At 73.1% G+C, this 13,612-nt stretch carries 12 protein-coding genes; 6 read left to right on the top strand and 6 right to left on the bottom strand.

What is annotated here, in order from left to right; all coding sequences use genetic code 11:
- The first annotated feature begins 45 nt into the window (after nucleotides 1-45).
- Entirely contained in the window at nucleotides 46-2,256 is a 2,211-nt protein-coding gene (locus DPM19_RS12675; RefSeq protein ID WP_146778841.1) for an MFS transporter, read from the top strand.
- Between the two features lie 1,349 nt (nucleotides 2,257-3,605).
- Here the strand turns inward: DPM19_RS12675 and DPM19_RS12670 are convergent.
- Nucleotides 3,606-4,325: a glycosyltransferase family 2 protein gene (locus DPM19_RS12670; protein ID WP_111866648.1), complete on the bottom strand. Its 720-nt coding sequence runs from the start codon at nucleotides 4,323-4,325 to the stop codon at nucleotides 3,606-3,608.
- Between the two features lie 90 nt (nucleotides 4,326-4,415).
- Nucleotides 4,416-4,742, bottom strand: a complete 327-nt coding sequence (locus DPM19_RS12665) for an STAS domain-containing protein (protein ID WP_111866645.1) — start codon at nucleotides 4,740-4,742, stop codon at nucleotides 4,416-4,418.
- Nucleotides 4,743-4,983: 241 nt separating this feature from the next.
- On the opposite strand from DPM19_RS12665, the gene DPM19_RS12660 reads away from it, so the two are divergent.
- Nucleotides 4,984-5,355, top strand: a complete 372-nt coding sequence (locus tag DPM19_RS12660; RefSeq protein ID WP_111866642.1) for a hypothetical protein — start codon at nucleotides 4,984-4,986, stop codon at nucleotides 5,353-5,355.
- Between the two features lie 8 nt (nucleotides 5,356-5,363).
- Here the strand turns inward: DPM19_RS12660 and DPM19_RS12655 are convergent, their stop codons facing one another.
- Together DPM19_RS12655 and DPM19_RS12650 are read right to left on the bottom strand one after the other, a co-directional pair.
- On the bottom strand, nucleotides 5,364-6,485 hold the full coding sequence (locus DPM19_RS12655; protein ID WP_233510090.1) for a sensor histidine kinase: 1,122 nt from the start codon (nucleotides 6,483-6,485) through the stop codon (nucleotides 5,364-5,366).
- Nucleotides 6,482-7,183, bottom strand: coding sequence for a response regulator transcription factor (locus DPM19_RS12650; RefSeq protein ID WP_111867448.1), 702 nt, complete (start codon nucleotides 7,181-7,183; stop codon nucleotides 6,482-6,484). The genes DPM19_RS12655 and DPM19_RS12650 overlap by 4 nt, the downstream gene beginning before the upstream one ends.
- 166 nt (nucleotides 7,184-7,349) lie before the next feature.
- On the opposite strand from DPM19_RS12650, the gene DPM19_RS12645 reads away from it, so the two are divergent.
- On the top strand, nucleotides 7,350-8,909 hold the full coding sequence (locus DPM19_RS12645) for a long-chain-fatty-acid--CoA ligase (protein WP_199485053.1): 1,560 nt from the start codon (nucleotides 7,350-7,352) through the stop codon (nucleotides 8,907-8,909).
- Nucleotides 8,910-9,079: 170 nt separating this feature from the next.
- Here the strand turns inward: DPM19_RS12645 and DPM19_RS12640 are convergent, their stop codons facing one another.
- The gene (locus tag DPM19_RS12640) at nucleotides 9,080-9,610 is read right to left on the bottom strand and encodes an NADPH-dependent FMN reductase (RefSeq protein ID WP_111866637.1); all 531 of its coding nucleotides are present in this window, start codon (nucleotides 9,608-9,610) and stop codon (nucleotides 9,080-9,082) included.
- Between the two features lie 250 nt (nucleotides 9,611-9,860).
- On the opposite strand from DPM19_RS12640, the gene DPM19_RS12635 reads away from it, so the two are divergent.
- Both DPM19_RS12635 and DPM19_RS12630 read left to right on the top strand, forming a co-directional pair.
- A complete protein-coding gene (locus DPM19_RS12635; protein ID WP_233510089.1) occupies nucleotides 9,861-10,463 on the top strand; it encodes a DUF4956 domain-containing protein in 603 nt (200 codons plus the stop codon).
- Nucleotides 10,460-11,263: a VTC domain-containing protein gene (locus tag DPM19_RS12630; protein WP_233510088.1), complete on the top strand. Its 804-nt coding sequence runs from the start codon at nucleotides 10,460-10,462 to the stop codon at nucleotides 11,261-11,263. The genes DPM19_RS12635 and DPM19_RS12630 overlap by 4 nt, the downstream gene beginning before the upstream one ends.
- Before the next feature lie 444 nt (nucleotides 11,264-11,707).
- Here DPM19_RS12630 and tuf read toward each other — a convergent pair whose 3' ends face one another.
- Nucleotides 11,708-12,892, bottom strand: a complete 1,185-nt coding sequence (gene tuf / locus DPM19_RS12625; protein ID WP_111866632.1) for an elongation factor Tu — start codon at nucleotides 12,890-12,892, stop codon at nucleotides 11,708-11,710.
- Between the two features lie 288 nt (nucleotides 12,893-13,180).
- On the opposite strand from tuf, the gene DPM19_RS12620 reads away from it, so the two are divergent.
- Complete coding sequence (locus tag DPM19_RS12620; protein ID WP_111866629.1) at nucleotides 13,181-13,414, top strand: DUF6879 family protein; 234 nt, start codon at nucleotides 13,181-13,183, stop codon at nucleotides 13,412-13,414.
- Nucleotides 13,415-13,612 lie beyond the last annotated feature (198 nt).

Genomic DNA, 13,612 nt, shown 5'->3' with positions numbered 1-13,612 from the left:
CTAAGTCGCCCACTAACCTTGACGGACTCGACAAGGAGGTGCGAGGTGGCCCGACGGGGGGTGGCGCTCACCGCTGTCCTGGCCGTGCTGATGGCGGCGTTCACCCTGCTCACGGCCACTCCCGGCCAGGCCGGATCGGACGGGCGGGCGGGTGAACGGGCCGGCGGGCGGGTGGTCGTCATCGGCATCCCCAGCCTGCTCTGGTCCGACCTCGACCGGACGCGCACGCCGGCCCTGTGGGGACTGGTCGAGCGGGGGTCCGCGGCCGACCTGAGCGTCCGCACCATCACCCCGACCACCTGCCCGGCGGACGGCTGGCTGACCGTGTCGGCGGGGGAACGCTCCCGGCTGATCAACGGCAACTGCGCACTGCCCCCGGCGCCCACCCCCACCGGGCGCGGCGCGACCGCCCCCGGCTGGCTGGCGATCTCCAAGGGCAACGCCGAGACGCGCTACAAGGCCCGGGTGGGGTTGCTCGGCGACGCGGTCCGCCGCAGCGGCGGATGCACCCTGGCGGTCGGCCCCGGCGCGGTGTTCGGCGCGGCCGACTCCGGCGGCGCGGTCGATCTCTACGCGCCCACCCCCGACCGGGTCGCCCCGGCCGACTGGTCGCGCTGCGCGCTGACCACGGTCGACGTCGACGACGTCTTCCGGGCGTACATCACCGCCGGGTTCGACGGCAGCGGCCGCCAGGTCCCGGTGTCCCAGGCGGCGCGGAACCGGGCGGCGGCCGTCGCCGACCGGCACGTCGCCGCCGTGCTGGCCGCCGTCCCCCCGGGCACCACGGTGCTGGTGGCCGGGCTCTCCGACACCGTCGACATCCCGCACCTGCACGTGGCGCTGGCGGCCGGTCCCGGTTACGGCAACGCCTACCTGACCGCCAACTCGACCCGGCGCACCGGGCTGGTGACGATCACCGACGTGACCGCGACCGCGCTGCGGGTGCTCGGCCTCGACCAGCCCGCCGCGGCCGTCGGGTCGCCCTGGCGGGCCGAGCCGACCACCGAGTCCGCCGCGGCCAAGGCGGGCGCGCTGCACGACGGCGAGGTCGCCGCCCAGGCCAACCGGAGCGTCCAGGCGGTGTTCTACATCGCGCTGTTCGCCGCGCAGTTGCTGCTGTACGGCGGCACCGCGCTGGCCCTGCGCCGCAACGGCGGAGTGGAGGGGGACCGGCGCCGCCGCATCCTGAAGATCATGAAGGTGTCCGCGCTGGCGGGCGCCGCGGCCCCGGTATCGACGTTCCTGGCGGGACTGGTGCCCTGGTGGCGCATGCCGTATCCCGCCGTCGCGCTGGTCCTCACCGTGCTGGTGATCACGGGTCTGGTCACCGCGCTCGCGCTGGCCGGGCCCTGGCGCCGCTCGGTCACCGGCTCCGTGCTGGTGATTGCCGGGCTGACGGCCCTGGTCCTCGGCGTGGACGTGATCTTCGGCTCGACGTTGCAGCTCAACACGCTGATGGGCTACACCGCGCTGGTGGCGGGCCGCTACTACGGGTTCGGCAACCAGGCGTTCGCGCTGTTCGCGGTGGCCGGGGTGCTGTCGGCGGCGTGGCTGGCCGAGCACCCGCTGCGGGCCGGCCGCCGGGGGCTCGCGGTGGCGCTGGTCCTGGTCGTCGGCGGGCTGACCGTGGTGATCGACGGCTGGCCGGCCTGGGGCAGCGACTTCGGCGGGGTGCTCGCGATCGTGCCCGCGGTGGCCGTGCTGGCACTGATGATCGCCGGCCGGCGGGTCTCCCCCGTCCTGGTCGCGCTGTGCGCGCTGGCCGGGGCGGCGCTCGTGCTGCTCATCTCCTACCTGGACGCCCGCCGCCCGGTCGGTGACCGGTCCCATCTCGGCCGGTTCTGGGACGACCTGGTGGGCGGCGGCGCCTGGGACGTGGTCGCCCGCAAGGCCCAGTCCATGCTGGGCAGCCTGGGCAACTGGTACTTCACGCTCGCCACGGTGAGCGCCCTGTGCTTCCTGTTCTTCGTGCTGGCCCGGCCGGTGCACTGGCGCGCCGCCGTGCTGGACCAGGCGTACCGGCTCAGCCCGACCCTGCGCCCGGCGCTGTTCGCCGCGCTGATCGTGGCGGTCGGCGGCATGGTGGTGAACGACTCGGGGGTGGCGATCCCCGCGGTGGCGTTCAGCCTGGCGATCCCGCTGACTCTCGCGGCGAGCGCGCGGGCACTGGAGATCGACGGTCCCGGCACGCCACCACCAGCGCCGCCAGAACCGCGGTCAGCGCAACTGGAACGACCGCCGAGCGCACCACGCTGACCAGCCAGTCCAGGTTCCCGGGCAGCTTGATCACCTCGGGGGCCCGGGCGGGCAGGTAGGCCAGGCCGAGCAGGGTCGTCCGGGCCAGCAGCAGCCAGTCGAAACGCGACCAGGGCAGCAGGGCGAGCAGCGCCCAGCCGAGCCCGTCGTACCAGGGCAGCGCGTAGGGGGCGGCGAACAGCCAGGCCAGCGCCAGCGCGGCGGCGACCCGCACCGACTCGTCGCGCGGCTCCACGGCGGGCAGCGCCCGGGCCAGCAACCAGACCAGCCAGACCAGCAGCAGCAGCGAGCCGATCTTGATCACCACCCGGTGGTCGCCGAGCCGCAGCGCGCCGTCGACCAGCCGCCAGGGGGTGGCCCGGGAGACCATGCCGGACGCCTTGTTCACCTGGTCGAGAGCGTTCGGCCCGGCCGCCGCGAAACAGCCGAGCGTCACCGCGCCCGCCGCCCCGAACAGCGCCACCAGGCCGAGCGGTGACCGCCGCGTCCGCCACCAGTCCCGGGCGAGCACCCAGGCGGGCCCCCCGCCGACCAGCCCGGCGGGCAGCTTGATCGCCACCCCGGCGCCGACCAGCGCCCCCGCCGCCAGCGGGTGCCGGACGCCCGTCCGGCCGCCGGCGAAGGCGGTGAGGGCGGCCACCGCGACGGCGATGCCCAGCGTGTCGTTGTGCGCGCCCGCCACCAGGTGGAACAGCAGCAGCGGGTTGCAGGTCCACAGCAGCGCCGCCCGCAGCCGCCGGTCGGGGCCGCCGCGGTTCAGCAGCAGGGCGGTGAGGGCGAACGCCAGCCCGTTGGTGAGCGAGAGCACGAAGACGGTGAGCCGGACCGAGCCGCCGCCGATCCAGGCGGCCAGCGCCTGCTGGCCGGTGGCCAGCGGACCGTACACCGACGGGGTCGTCCGCCACTCCTGTGCCGCGTCGGCGACCGGGTCGCCGGGCAGGTCGGCGGCGCTGGTGGCGTACGGGTCGTGCCCGGTCACCGCCATCCGGCCGTAGGCGGCGTAGTTCAGGTGGTCGGCCGAGCCGACCGGCGGCATCAGCACGAACGCCGCCGCGACCAGCAGCCCCGCGACGACCAGCGGCCGGGCGGAGCACCGCCAGCCGCGGCGCGCCGCGTACAGGCACAGCCCGAGGCCCAGCGAGCCGAGCACCGTGCCGGCCGCCGTCAGCCCGATGACCAGGTACGGCGAAGGGTGTGTGACCAGCGAGTACGGCGGCTGCCCCGGCTCGCCGGCCAGCGCCGGCTGCATGGCCGACGGGCCGAGCGCCGCGACGAGCAGCAGGCACCCCAGCGCCGCCCCGATCGCGCCGAGCCCCCAGCGGCCGGCTCTCACCGGCCGGACTCCGCGGTCATCGGGGGCCGAGCAGGCGGGACAGCCGCGGGTCGCGCGGGGCGAGGGCGCGGGCGACGTCGCGGAACTGGCGGGCGCGGTGCATCTGGGCGCGCCAGTCGGTGCCGGTGGCCCGGTGCGCGAGCGGGACCTCGACCTCGGTCACCCGGAAGCCGCGGCGCAGCAGGTCGATGGTGAGCGCGGTCTCGACGCCGAAGCCGGGCGCCAGGGGGCGGGCGGCCTCGAACGCGGCGCGGGTCAGGCAGCGCTGCCCGTTGAGGGGCTGGGCGGCGGTCCAGCCGGTGGCCCGGCGGATGCCGTCGCGCGAGAGCCGGACCACGAAGCCGTGGCCGCCCAGCTTGACCCTGCTGGAGAACACCGCGATGGTCATGTCGGCCTCGCCGGCGCGGACCGGTTCGAGCAGTGGCGCGGCGTCCCGGGCGGTGTCGGCCAGGTCGGCGTCGAGGAAGAGCAGGTGCCGGGGGGTGTCGCGGCCGTCGTCGAGCAGCCGGACGGCCTCGGCGCCGGTCTCCATGGCCGCGGCCTTGCCCCGGTTGCGGCTGTGCCGGACGACCCTGGCGCCGGCGGCGGCGGCCAGCCGGGCGGTCTCGTCGGTCGAGCCGTCGTCGACCATCACGACGAGGTCGACGCCGGGCAGTTCGGCCGCGGCCTTGACCGTGGCCGCGATGCGCCGCTCTTCGTTCTTGGCCGGGATGACGACCGCCGCGTCCGACTGCATGGGTGCGATGGTAGTGCGCTCACCGGAGGCGCCGGCCACAACAGCGGAAGACCCGCGGGGAACGTCCCCGCGGGTCGCTTCGGTGCGCGGTCAGTTGGCCGGCAGCGTGTCCAGCACGGTGAAGACCGTGTCGAGGCCGGTGACCTGGAGGATGCGCCTGACGGCGGGGCGAGGTGCGACGAGTTCGAACGTGCCGCCTCGCTCCTTTATTCGCTTCATGGCGGAGAGCAGGACGTTCATGCCGGTCGAGTCGCAGAACTCCACCCCGCTCAGGTCGACCACCACGCGGTCGACGTCCGTTCGTAGCAGTCCCGCGAGCGCGGTCTGCAACCGCGGGGCCGTGTAGAGGTCGAGTTCGCCGATCGCCGTGACGACGACGTGACCTCCCTGAGTCGCAGTTGAGACGTTTAGCTCCACAAGAGCGCACACTATCGGGCCGCCACCTATCGAGCCAGGGACCGCTCAACTCCGGGCGTATCCGGGCGTGTCCGGGCCGTGTCGGACAGATAGGGACGAGTGGTTGCCGGAGTCCTCCGCCGGGGTCTGTTTCGGGGGTGTCCGTCCGCTCGCTCGTCCGCCCGTTCATCTGCGCGGTTCCCCTCCCGGCGGCGGTTCGAATGCGGGAAGCTGACCCTGTCACCTGCCCGGGGGAGGCTTCATGACCGGTGTCGCGCGGGGCGACCTACAGCGCATCCGGCTGCGGGAGCGGCTCGAGACGATCCGCACCCGGGCCGAGAAGTCCAGCCCCTGGCGCGCCACCACCCAGTACCTTTCCCGGATGATCGGCCGGGACGGCACCGTGCCGATCAAGACCCGGCTCTCCCGCGAGGACCTCACCTTCCTCGCCGGGGCCCGCGAGGAGGTCGTGGCCTTCGCCGAACTGGGGCTGCGGCTGCTCGAACTGCACCAGCCCCGCGACGCCGGCGGCATCTCCAGCGACCCCACCGACCCCATCCGGCGCTGCCGGGCGTGCATGTGGCGCTGGCCCTGCCCCACCTTCCGCACCATCGACGAACACATCGAGCGCTGACCAGGCGGTCACCCGCCGGCCAGCGGCAACCGGATCACGAAGCGGCAGCCGGGGCCCGTGTTGGCGACGCCGATCTCGCCCGCGTGCGCCTCGACGATGCCGCGGGCGATGGCCAGGCCCAGCCCAGCCCCGCCGCCCGGGGTGCGCGCCGACTCGCCCCGGAACGCCACCTCGAACACCCGGGGCAGGTCGGCCTCGGGGATCCCGCCGCAGGCGTCGGTGACCGACACCCGCGCCATGCCGTCCCCGGCGTCCTCGGCCCGGATCTCCACGGTCCCGTCGCCGGGCGTGTGCCTGATCGCGTTGACGACCAGGTTGCGCAGCGCCCGGCCCAGCTCGGCGGCGTCCACCTCCAGGGGCAGGCCGGGCGCCGCGGCCCCGGTGATCCGCACCCCGCCGGCCCGGGCCAGCGGCTCGACGCCCGCCACCGCGTCGGCGACCAGGTCGTCCAGCCCCACCCGCTGCCGGGACAGCCGCAGCGCCCCGGCGTGGATGCGGGCCAGCTCGAACAGGTCGTCCACCATCCCGGCGAGCCGGTCGGCCTCGATCCGGATCCGGTGGTGGTAGCGGTGCACCGTCTCGGCGTCGGCGACGACCTCGTCCTCCAGCGCCTCCGCCATCGCGCGCAGCCCGGCCAGCGGGGTGCGCAGGTCGTGGCTGACCCAGGCGACGAGTTCCCGGCGGCTGGTCTCCAGCGCCTGCTCCCGCGCCCGCCCGGCGGCCAGCCGATCGTAGGCCGCCGCCAGCTCCCGGGCCAGCTCGGCGAGCTCGGCGGGCAGCCGCCGGTCCGGGACGCGGTAGGGGTCCGCGCGGACCGCCTCGACCAGCACCCGGTTGGCGGCGGTCAGCCGGCGGCCGAGCAGCAGCGACACCCCGAGCCCGACCAGCCCGGCCACCAGGACGACGGTGAGCGCCACGTTCCGGTCGTGCTCGGAGATCATCATCATCAGCGTGATGACCACGACGCCCGCCACCGTGGCCAGCACGGTCGCGCCGGCGACCACGGCGAGCTGGACGGCGACCGGCCGGCCGCGCAGCAGGTGCAGCAGCCCGAGCCCGGCCGCGCCCGCCACGAGCGCGGCGCCCGCCGCGCAGCCGGCCACCACGGCCAGGTCGGCGAGGGGGATCACGAGCCGCCCTCGTACCGGTAGCCGACGCCCCAGACGGTGACGATGCGGTGCGGCGCGGTGGGGTCGTCCTCGATCTTCTCCCGTAGCCGGCGGACGTGCACGGTGACCGTGGAGGAGTCGCCGAACGACCAGCCCCACACCTGCTCCAGCAGTTCCTCCCGGGTGAACGCGCGGCGGGGGTGGCGCATCAGGTGGGCGAGCAGGTCGAACTCGCGGACGGTGAGGGCCAGCTCCCGGCCGGCCAGGACCGCCTCGTGCGCGCCGACGTCGACGGCCAGGTCGCCGTCGCGGAGCACGCCGGACTCCCCGGTCCGCGGCGCGACGGCGGCCCGGCGCAGCACCGACCGGACGCGCAGGGCCAGCTCGCGGGGGCTGAACGGCTTGGTCACGTAGTCGTCGGCGCCGAGTTCGAGGCCGGTCAGCCGGTCGGTCTCCTCGCCGAGCGCGGTGAGCATGACCACCGGCACGTCGCGGTCGCGGCGGATCTGCCGGCAGACCTCCAGGCCGTCCATGCCGGGCAGCATCAGGTCGAGGACGACCAGGTCGGGCGGCGGGTCGGCGAGCGCCCGGCGCAGCGCGGCGGGGCCGTCCGCGGCGCACTCCACCAGGTGGCCGTCGCGCCGCAGGTAGCGGGTGACCACCTCGGCCACGGTGGGGTCGTCGTCGACCACGAGGATGCGGCCGGTGGGGTCGTCCATGCGCCCCACGGTACGGCCCGGGGCCGGTCGCGGGCCGGTTTCGTCAGCGGCTCGTAAGATCGCGATCACCGGGCGCGCAGCTTGGACACTTTTTGTAAGCAATCACTTGTCCAATCCGTCCAGCCAGCGGATGATGCCCCCAAAACCCGGGCGAGAGGGGCATTCCGTGACACTGCTGACCGAGGTGCTGCGCGAGCGGGCGCGGGAGAAGCCCGACCAGATCGCCTTCATCGACGGCGACCGGGAGATCACCTACGCCGAGCTCGACGCGAGCGTCGACCGGGCCGCGCAGGCCCTCGCCGCGGCCGGGGTCGAGGCCGGCGACCGGGTGGCGGTCCTGGACAAGAACTCCGTGGAGTACGTCGAGCAACTCTTCGGCGCCGCCCGGCTGGGCGCGGTGCAGGTCCCCGTCAACTACCGGCTGGCGCCGGCCGAGGTCGCCTACATCGTCAACGACGCCCGCGCCAAGGTCTTCATCGCCGGGCCGGAGTTCGTCCCGGTGCTCGACGAGATCGCCGGGGAGCTGGAGCACACCACCAAGCTGGTGGTGATCAACGGCTCCGGCCACGCGTACGACGACTACGCGGACTGGCAGGCGGCCCACCCCGCCGAGCCCGTCCCGGCACAGGTGGCGAGCTCGGACGTCTTCGTCCAGCTGTACTCCTCGGGCACCACCGGACGGCCCAAGGGCGTGCTGCTCGCGCACGACAACTTCACCGCGGTGCTGCCCAACACCAACCAGCTGTGGGACCTCGACGACGAGACCGTCCTCATGGTCGCCATGCCGATGTACCACGTGGCGGGCAACGCCCTCAGCGTCTGCGTGGTCTGGGACGGCCTGACCGGCGTGATCATGCGCGAGCCCGATCCGGTCGGCATCACCAAGGCGGTCGAACGGCACCGGGTCACGCACCTGTTCCTGGTGCCGGTGCTGCTGCTGTTCATCCAGATGATGCCCGAGGCCCGCGAGGCCGACATGTCCAGCCTCCGGCTCATGCTGTACGGCGCCTCACCGATCAGCGACGACGTGCTGCGCGGCGCCATGGAGATGCTGCCGACCACCCAGTTCATGCAGTTGTACGGGCTGACCGAGACCACCGGGTCCATCACCTACCTGCCGCCGGAGGACCACGACCCCGACGGCCCGAACGCGCACCGGCTGCGCAGTGCGGGCATCCCCAACCCCAGCTGCGAGCTGCGGATCGTCGACCCGGCGACGCTGGAAGAGGTGCCGGTCGGCGAGGTCGGCGAGATCATCTGCCGCACCCCGCAGAACATGCAGGGCTACTGGCAGCTGGCCGAGGCGACCGCGGCGGCGCTGCCGGAGGGCGGCTGGTTCCGCACCGGCGACGCCGGCTACCTGGACGAGGACGGCTACCTCTACATCCACGACCGGGTGAAGGACATGATCATCTCGGGTGGGGAGAACATCTACCCTGCCGAGGTGGAGAACGTCCTGATGAGCCACCCCGCCGTCGCCGACTGCGCGGTGATCGGCGTGCCGCACGAGAAGTGGGGCGAGACGCCCAAGGCGATCGTGGTCGTCCCCGAGGGGAACGCCTCCGACGCCGAGCTGATCGAGTACTGCCGGTCCAAGCTGGCCCACTTCAAGTGCCCCACCTCGGTGGAACGCATCGAGGCCATCCCCCGCAACCCCACCGGCAAGGTCCTCAAGCGCGAGCTGCGCGAGGTCTACTGGGCCGACCAGGACCGCGCCGTCCACTGAACGCACCGCCCCAGGACGCCGCCGGAGCCCGCGCACTCCGGCGGCGTCCCCGAGCTCGGTCCGCTCAGCGCACTCCCTCGGCTCAGGCTGTGCTGGCCTGCGCCTTCGCCTCGCTCGTTCGCTGCGCGGACCACTCGTCCCTCGCGGTCCACTCCGCTCACTCCCTCCGCTCAGGCGGTGTAGGGGCGGGTGGTGCGGGCCTGGTGGAGGGCCCAGGCCCACCAGGTGAGCCGGTCCAGCAGCACCTTGGCCGCCCGCTCGGCGCCGTCCGGGTCAGCGGGGCGGCCCGCGGCGTCGAACCCGTTCCAGGGGCCGTGGAAGCTGATGGTGTCGCGGATGGCGACCGCGTGCAGCTCGGCGAAGACCGCGCGCAGGTGCTCGACGGCCCGCAGCCCGCCGGAGACCCCGCCGTAGCAGACGAACGCGACCGGCTTGGCGTGCCACTCGTCCCGGTGCCGGTCGACGGCCTCCTTCAGCGGCGCCGGGAAGCTGTGGTTGTACTCGGGCGTGACCACGACGAAGGCGTCCGCGGCGGCCAGCCGGGAACCCGGATCCGGCGTCCCGGCCAGGTCGAGGACGTCCACGTCGAGATCGGCCCGCTGCCGGGCCAGGCCGGAGAACCAGCCCGTCACGGCTCGCCCGAACCGCCCGCCACGCCCGCTCCCCGTGATCACCACCAGCCGGAACACCTGCTCGGACATGGCGCACCCTCCACTGCTCACCCGGCGGCCGGCAGCTCCGCCCGCCCTGGGATCACTGTGGATCCTCAATCGAGCTTGAGGTCAACCCGTCGCCGATGCGGCTCGAACCCGTGGAAAGTGGCGGATCGCGGTCTGTCAGGTGTACGGAAGATGAATCGACTCTCATCGGAGCCTCATCCGGAGGCCACCGGGACCGGGGACCGTCAAAAGCGCGACGGTCCGCGGGGGACCGGACACGAGGGGAGGACCGTTGGCCTGGGGTGTGCTGTTCGGGTTGATCACCGATCTCGCCGCGATCGCCGTGCTGGCGTACGTCATCTACTTCCGCCGGTACCGGCGGCGGGACCTGCTGCTGGCCTACGTGGCGGTGAACATCGGGGTCTTCACCGTCGTCGTGCTGCTGCTCGCCCAGCGGGCGGACATCGCGATCGGGTTCGGGCTGTTCGCGGTGCTGTCGATCATCCGGCTGCGATCGAGCGAGCTCACCCAGGAGGAGGTCGGCTACTACTTCGTCGCCCTGGCGCTGGGCCTGGTCAACGGGATCGCCGGGGAGATCCCCTGGCTCTCGCTCACGCTGACCGGCGTCCTGCTCGCCGTGATGTACGGCGCCGACCACCCCGACCTGGCCGCCGGCGTCCGCCGGCAGATCGTCACGCTGGACGTGGTGCACGCCGACCCGGACATGCTCCGCGCCGACCTGGAGCACCGGCTCGGCGGCCGGTTGCTGCGGCACACCGTCGTGGAGACCGACTACGTGCGCGACGTGATGGTGGTGGACGTCCGCTACACCCTGGCGGCATCCCGCGCACCCTGGGCCGCCCGGCTGCCCAAACGGAAAGCGGGGGCCAGGTGAGCCTCCTGGCGCTCTCCCGGATGGTCTGGGGGCTGCCCCCGGTCGGGCTGGACGAGGTGCTCGCCGCCGCGGAACTGCAGACCAGGGTGGACCGCAAGTACCTGCTCCCGGCGGCGGCCCTGCCGGCCCTGGCGGCGGCGGTCGCCGGACGGTACGCGGTGCTGGAGATCGGCGGGCGGCGGTGCTTCGAGTACTCGTCGACCTACTTCGACACCCCGGACCTGCTCACCTTCCGGCAGCACCGGCAGGGCCGCCGGCGCCGCTTCAAAATCAGGACCCGGTCCTACCTGGACAGCGGGGAGTGCATGTTCGAGGTGAAACTCGCCGGGGCACGCGACCGCACCGAGAAACGGCGGATGCCGCACGACATCGCCCGGCGCGGCGAACTGACCCGGGAGGCGCACGCCTTCCTCGCCGACAGCCTGCACGAGGCGTACCGGATGGACCCGCCGGACCGGATCGGCCCCTCCGCCACCACCGGCTACCTGCGCGCCACCCTCGTCCAGACCGCCGGCACGGGCCGGGTGACCTGCGACGTCGGGCTCTCATGCACGGCCGGCGGGCGGACGGTCCGGGCCGCCGCCGGGCAGGTGCTCGTGGAGACGAAGTCGCCCGGCGCGGAGGGCCCGATGGACCGGGCCCTGCGCGGGCTCGGCGTCCGCCCGTTGAGCATCAGCAAGTACTGCCTCGCGGTGGCCGCGCTCCAACCGGGAATGCGCGCCAACCGCTGGCAGCCTGCACTGCGCCGATACTTCGACGAACGGACCGCCGGCCACGCCGAATGGGCCCGCCTGCGATGAGCAGGCCGGCTTATTTCTCGTGCTTTCCCCCGCCGCGCACCGGGCCGTCGTCCTTCTTGTCGGTCGACGGCTTCGGCTCGAACGGCCCCTCGTCCTTCGGCGGACCAGAGTGCTTGCCCATGGTCGCTTCCTCCCTTTGCGCTGGTCACGTACGCGTGGACGGAAGGACGGCGTCACCGCCTCGACAACAGTGATCACCAAGAGAAGCCGAATACCCTCCGGCAGGACCCCCGTCCGCAGCGGGATATTAGCAAGGCTTGTCCCGGGACACCCGTACTACGGGAAAACCTCTCTGTAATGCCCGGATATCAAGCAGGTGCCGCGCCCCCACGCCCATTGAACCGGTCCAGTGAGATTCCCGAGTGCGGACGATGACACAATTAGTTGATTCCCTTCGAAGTGTGAAAGGGACCCCGCGCCGCGGATGGCGCGAGGTCCCTTTCCTCAGCCGAGGAGGTCCGTAACGGTGCCGGCCCCGACGGTCCGGCCGCCCTCCCGGATGGCGAAGCCGAGCCCCTCGGTCATGGCGACCGGCCTGGCCAGGTCGACCGCCATCTCGACGGAGTCGCCGGGCAGGGCCATACCGCCCTCGCCCATGTCGATCCCGCCGACCACGTCCGTTGTCCGGAAGTGGAACTGCGGCCGGTAACCGGTGAAGAACGGCCGGCTGCGCCCGCCCTCGGCCGCGGTCAGCACCCGCACCCGGGCGCGGAACCGGGCGTGCGGCCGGATCGCGCCCGGCGCGCTGACCACCTGGCCCCGGCGGACCTCGGTGCGCTGCACCCCGCGCAGCAGCATCGCGGTGTTGTCCCCGGCCTCGGCGGACTCCATGGCCTGCCCGAAGGTCTCCAGGCCGGTGACGGTCACCCCGGTCATCCCCTCGTCCAGGCCGACGATGTCGACCTGGTCGCGGAGCCGGATCGCGCCCTGCGCCACCACCCCGGTCACCACGGTGCCGCGGCCGGTGATGCTCAGCACGTTCTCGATCGGCATCAGGAACGGCCGGTCGAGGACCCGCTCGGGCACCGGCACGTACGCGTCGATCGCGTCGAGCAGGTCACCGATGCGGGCCACCCAGTACGGGTCGCCCGCCAGCGCCCGCAGCCCCGACACCCGGACCACCGGGATCTCCTCCCCCGGGAAGCCGTACTCCGACAGCAGCTCCCGCAGCTCCAGCTCGACCAGGTCGAGCAGCTCCGGGTCGTCCACGGCGTCGGCCTTGTTCAGCGCCACCACGATGTGGTCGACACCGACCTGCCGGGCCAGCACGACGTGCTCGCGGGTCTGCGGCATCGCACCGTCCTGCGCGGAGACCACCAGCACCGCCCCGTCGATCTGGGCCGCACCCGTGATCATGTTCTTCACGTAATCGGCGTGGCCGGGCATGTCGACGTGGGCGTAGTGCCTGGTCTCGGTCTCGTACTCGACGTGCGCGATGTTGATGGTGATGCCGCGGTCGCGCTCCTCGGGCGCCCGGTCGATACCGTCGAACGGCACGGCCCTGGCCAGCCCCCGGTCGGCGAGCACCCGGGTGATCGCGGCGGTGAGGGTGGTCTTGCCGTGGTCGACGTGACCCATCGTCCCGATGTTGAGATGCGGCTTGCGGCGCTCGTAAAGCTGCTTGGCCATTGGTCTGTCCTCACGTACAGGGGGAACGCGAGAACCGCGCAACGCGTGCGCTTATTTCCACCCCCCTCCGCTGGTTCTCCGGAGGCGGTACGGAGAGGGGTCAGCTTCGCGCGCCGCCGGCTGCTGCGACTGCCGAGAGGACGGCCGACACCGGCAGAGCTGCGAACTCTGCTGCGAAGAGGGTGCCGGCGACGAACATGCCCCCGAGAGTACGGACCCGCCCCCACCACGTCGATCGATTTTCCGGGACGGCTGGAGAAACCTGTCGTCCCGACGACCTTGGCCGATGTGACGCCGGACGACATCGCCGAGCATGAGCGGGAATGGGGTGACCTGGTCCGGGTGATGGTGGCTCGTAGCGTGGTGATACGGCGGGCGAGGGTGGCGAGCGAGCCACTGGCCCCGTTCATCCGCTTCGAGTACGAGGGCACTGGACCGCTCAACCTGGCGTCCAGTGAACAGGTGCGGTGGCTGCCCCGCACGCGTGCCTCCGACCTGCGCCTGCCCGACAACGACTTCTGAGTTTTGGGCGACCGGCTCGTCCAGTTCCACTACTTCGCGGGCGACGGCCGTGGCTGTTCGACGAACTGACGGACGACCCTGCCGTGGCGGTCTCTCCCCCGGACAACACCATCCGGATCTTTGTTGGCCTCCGGCCGCAGGGAGCGGTCGTGGCCATCTGGGACTCCAGCGACCGGATGCCCGAGCACCGGCCGCCAC

The sequence above is a fragment of the Actinomadura craniellae genome, assembly GCF_003289645.1.
Taxonomy (GTDB): domain Bacteria; phylum Actinomycetota; class Actinomycetes; order Streptosporangiales; family Streptosporangiaceae; genus Actinomadura_D; species Actinomadura_D craniellae.
The sequence above is the reverse complement of the archived record's forward strand: the minus strand, read 5'-3'. Positions and strand labels throughout refer to the sequence as shown.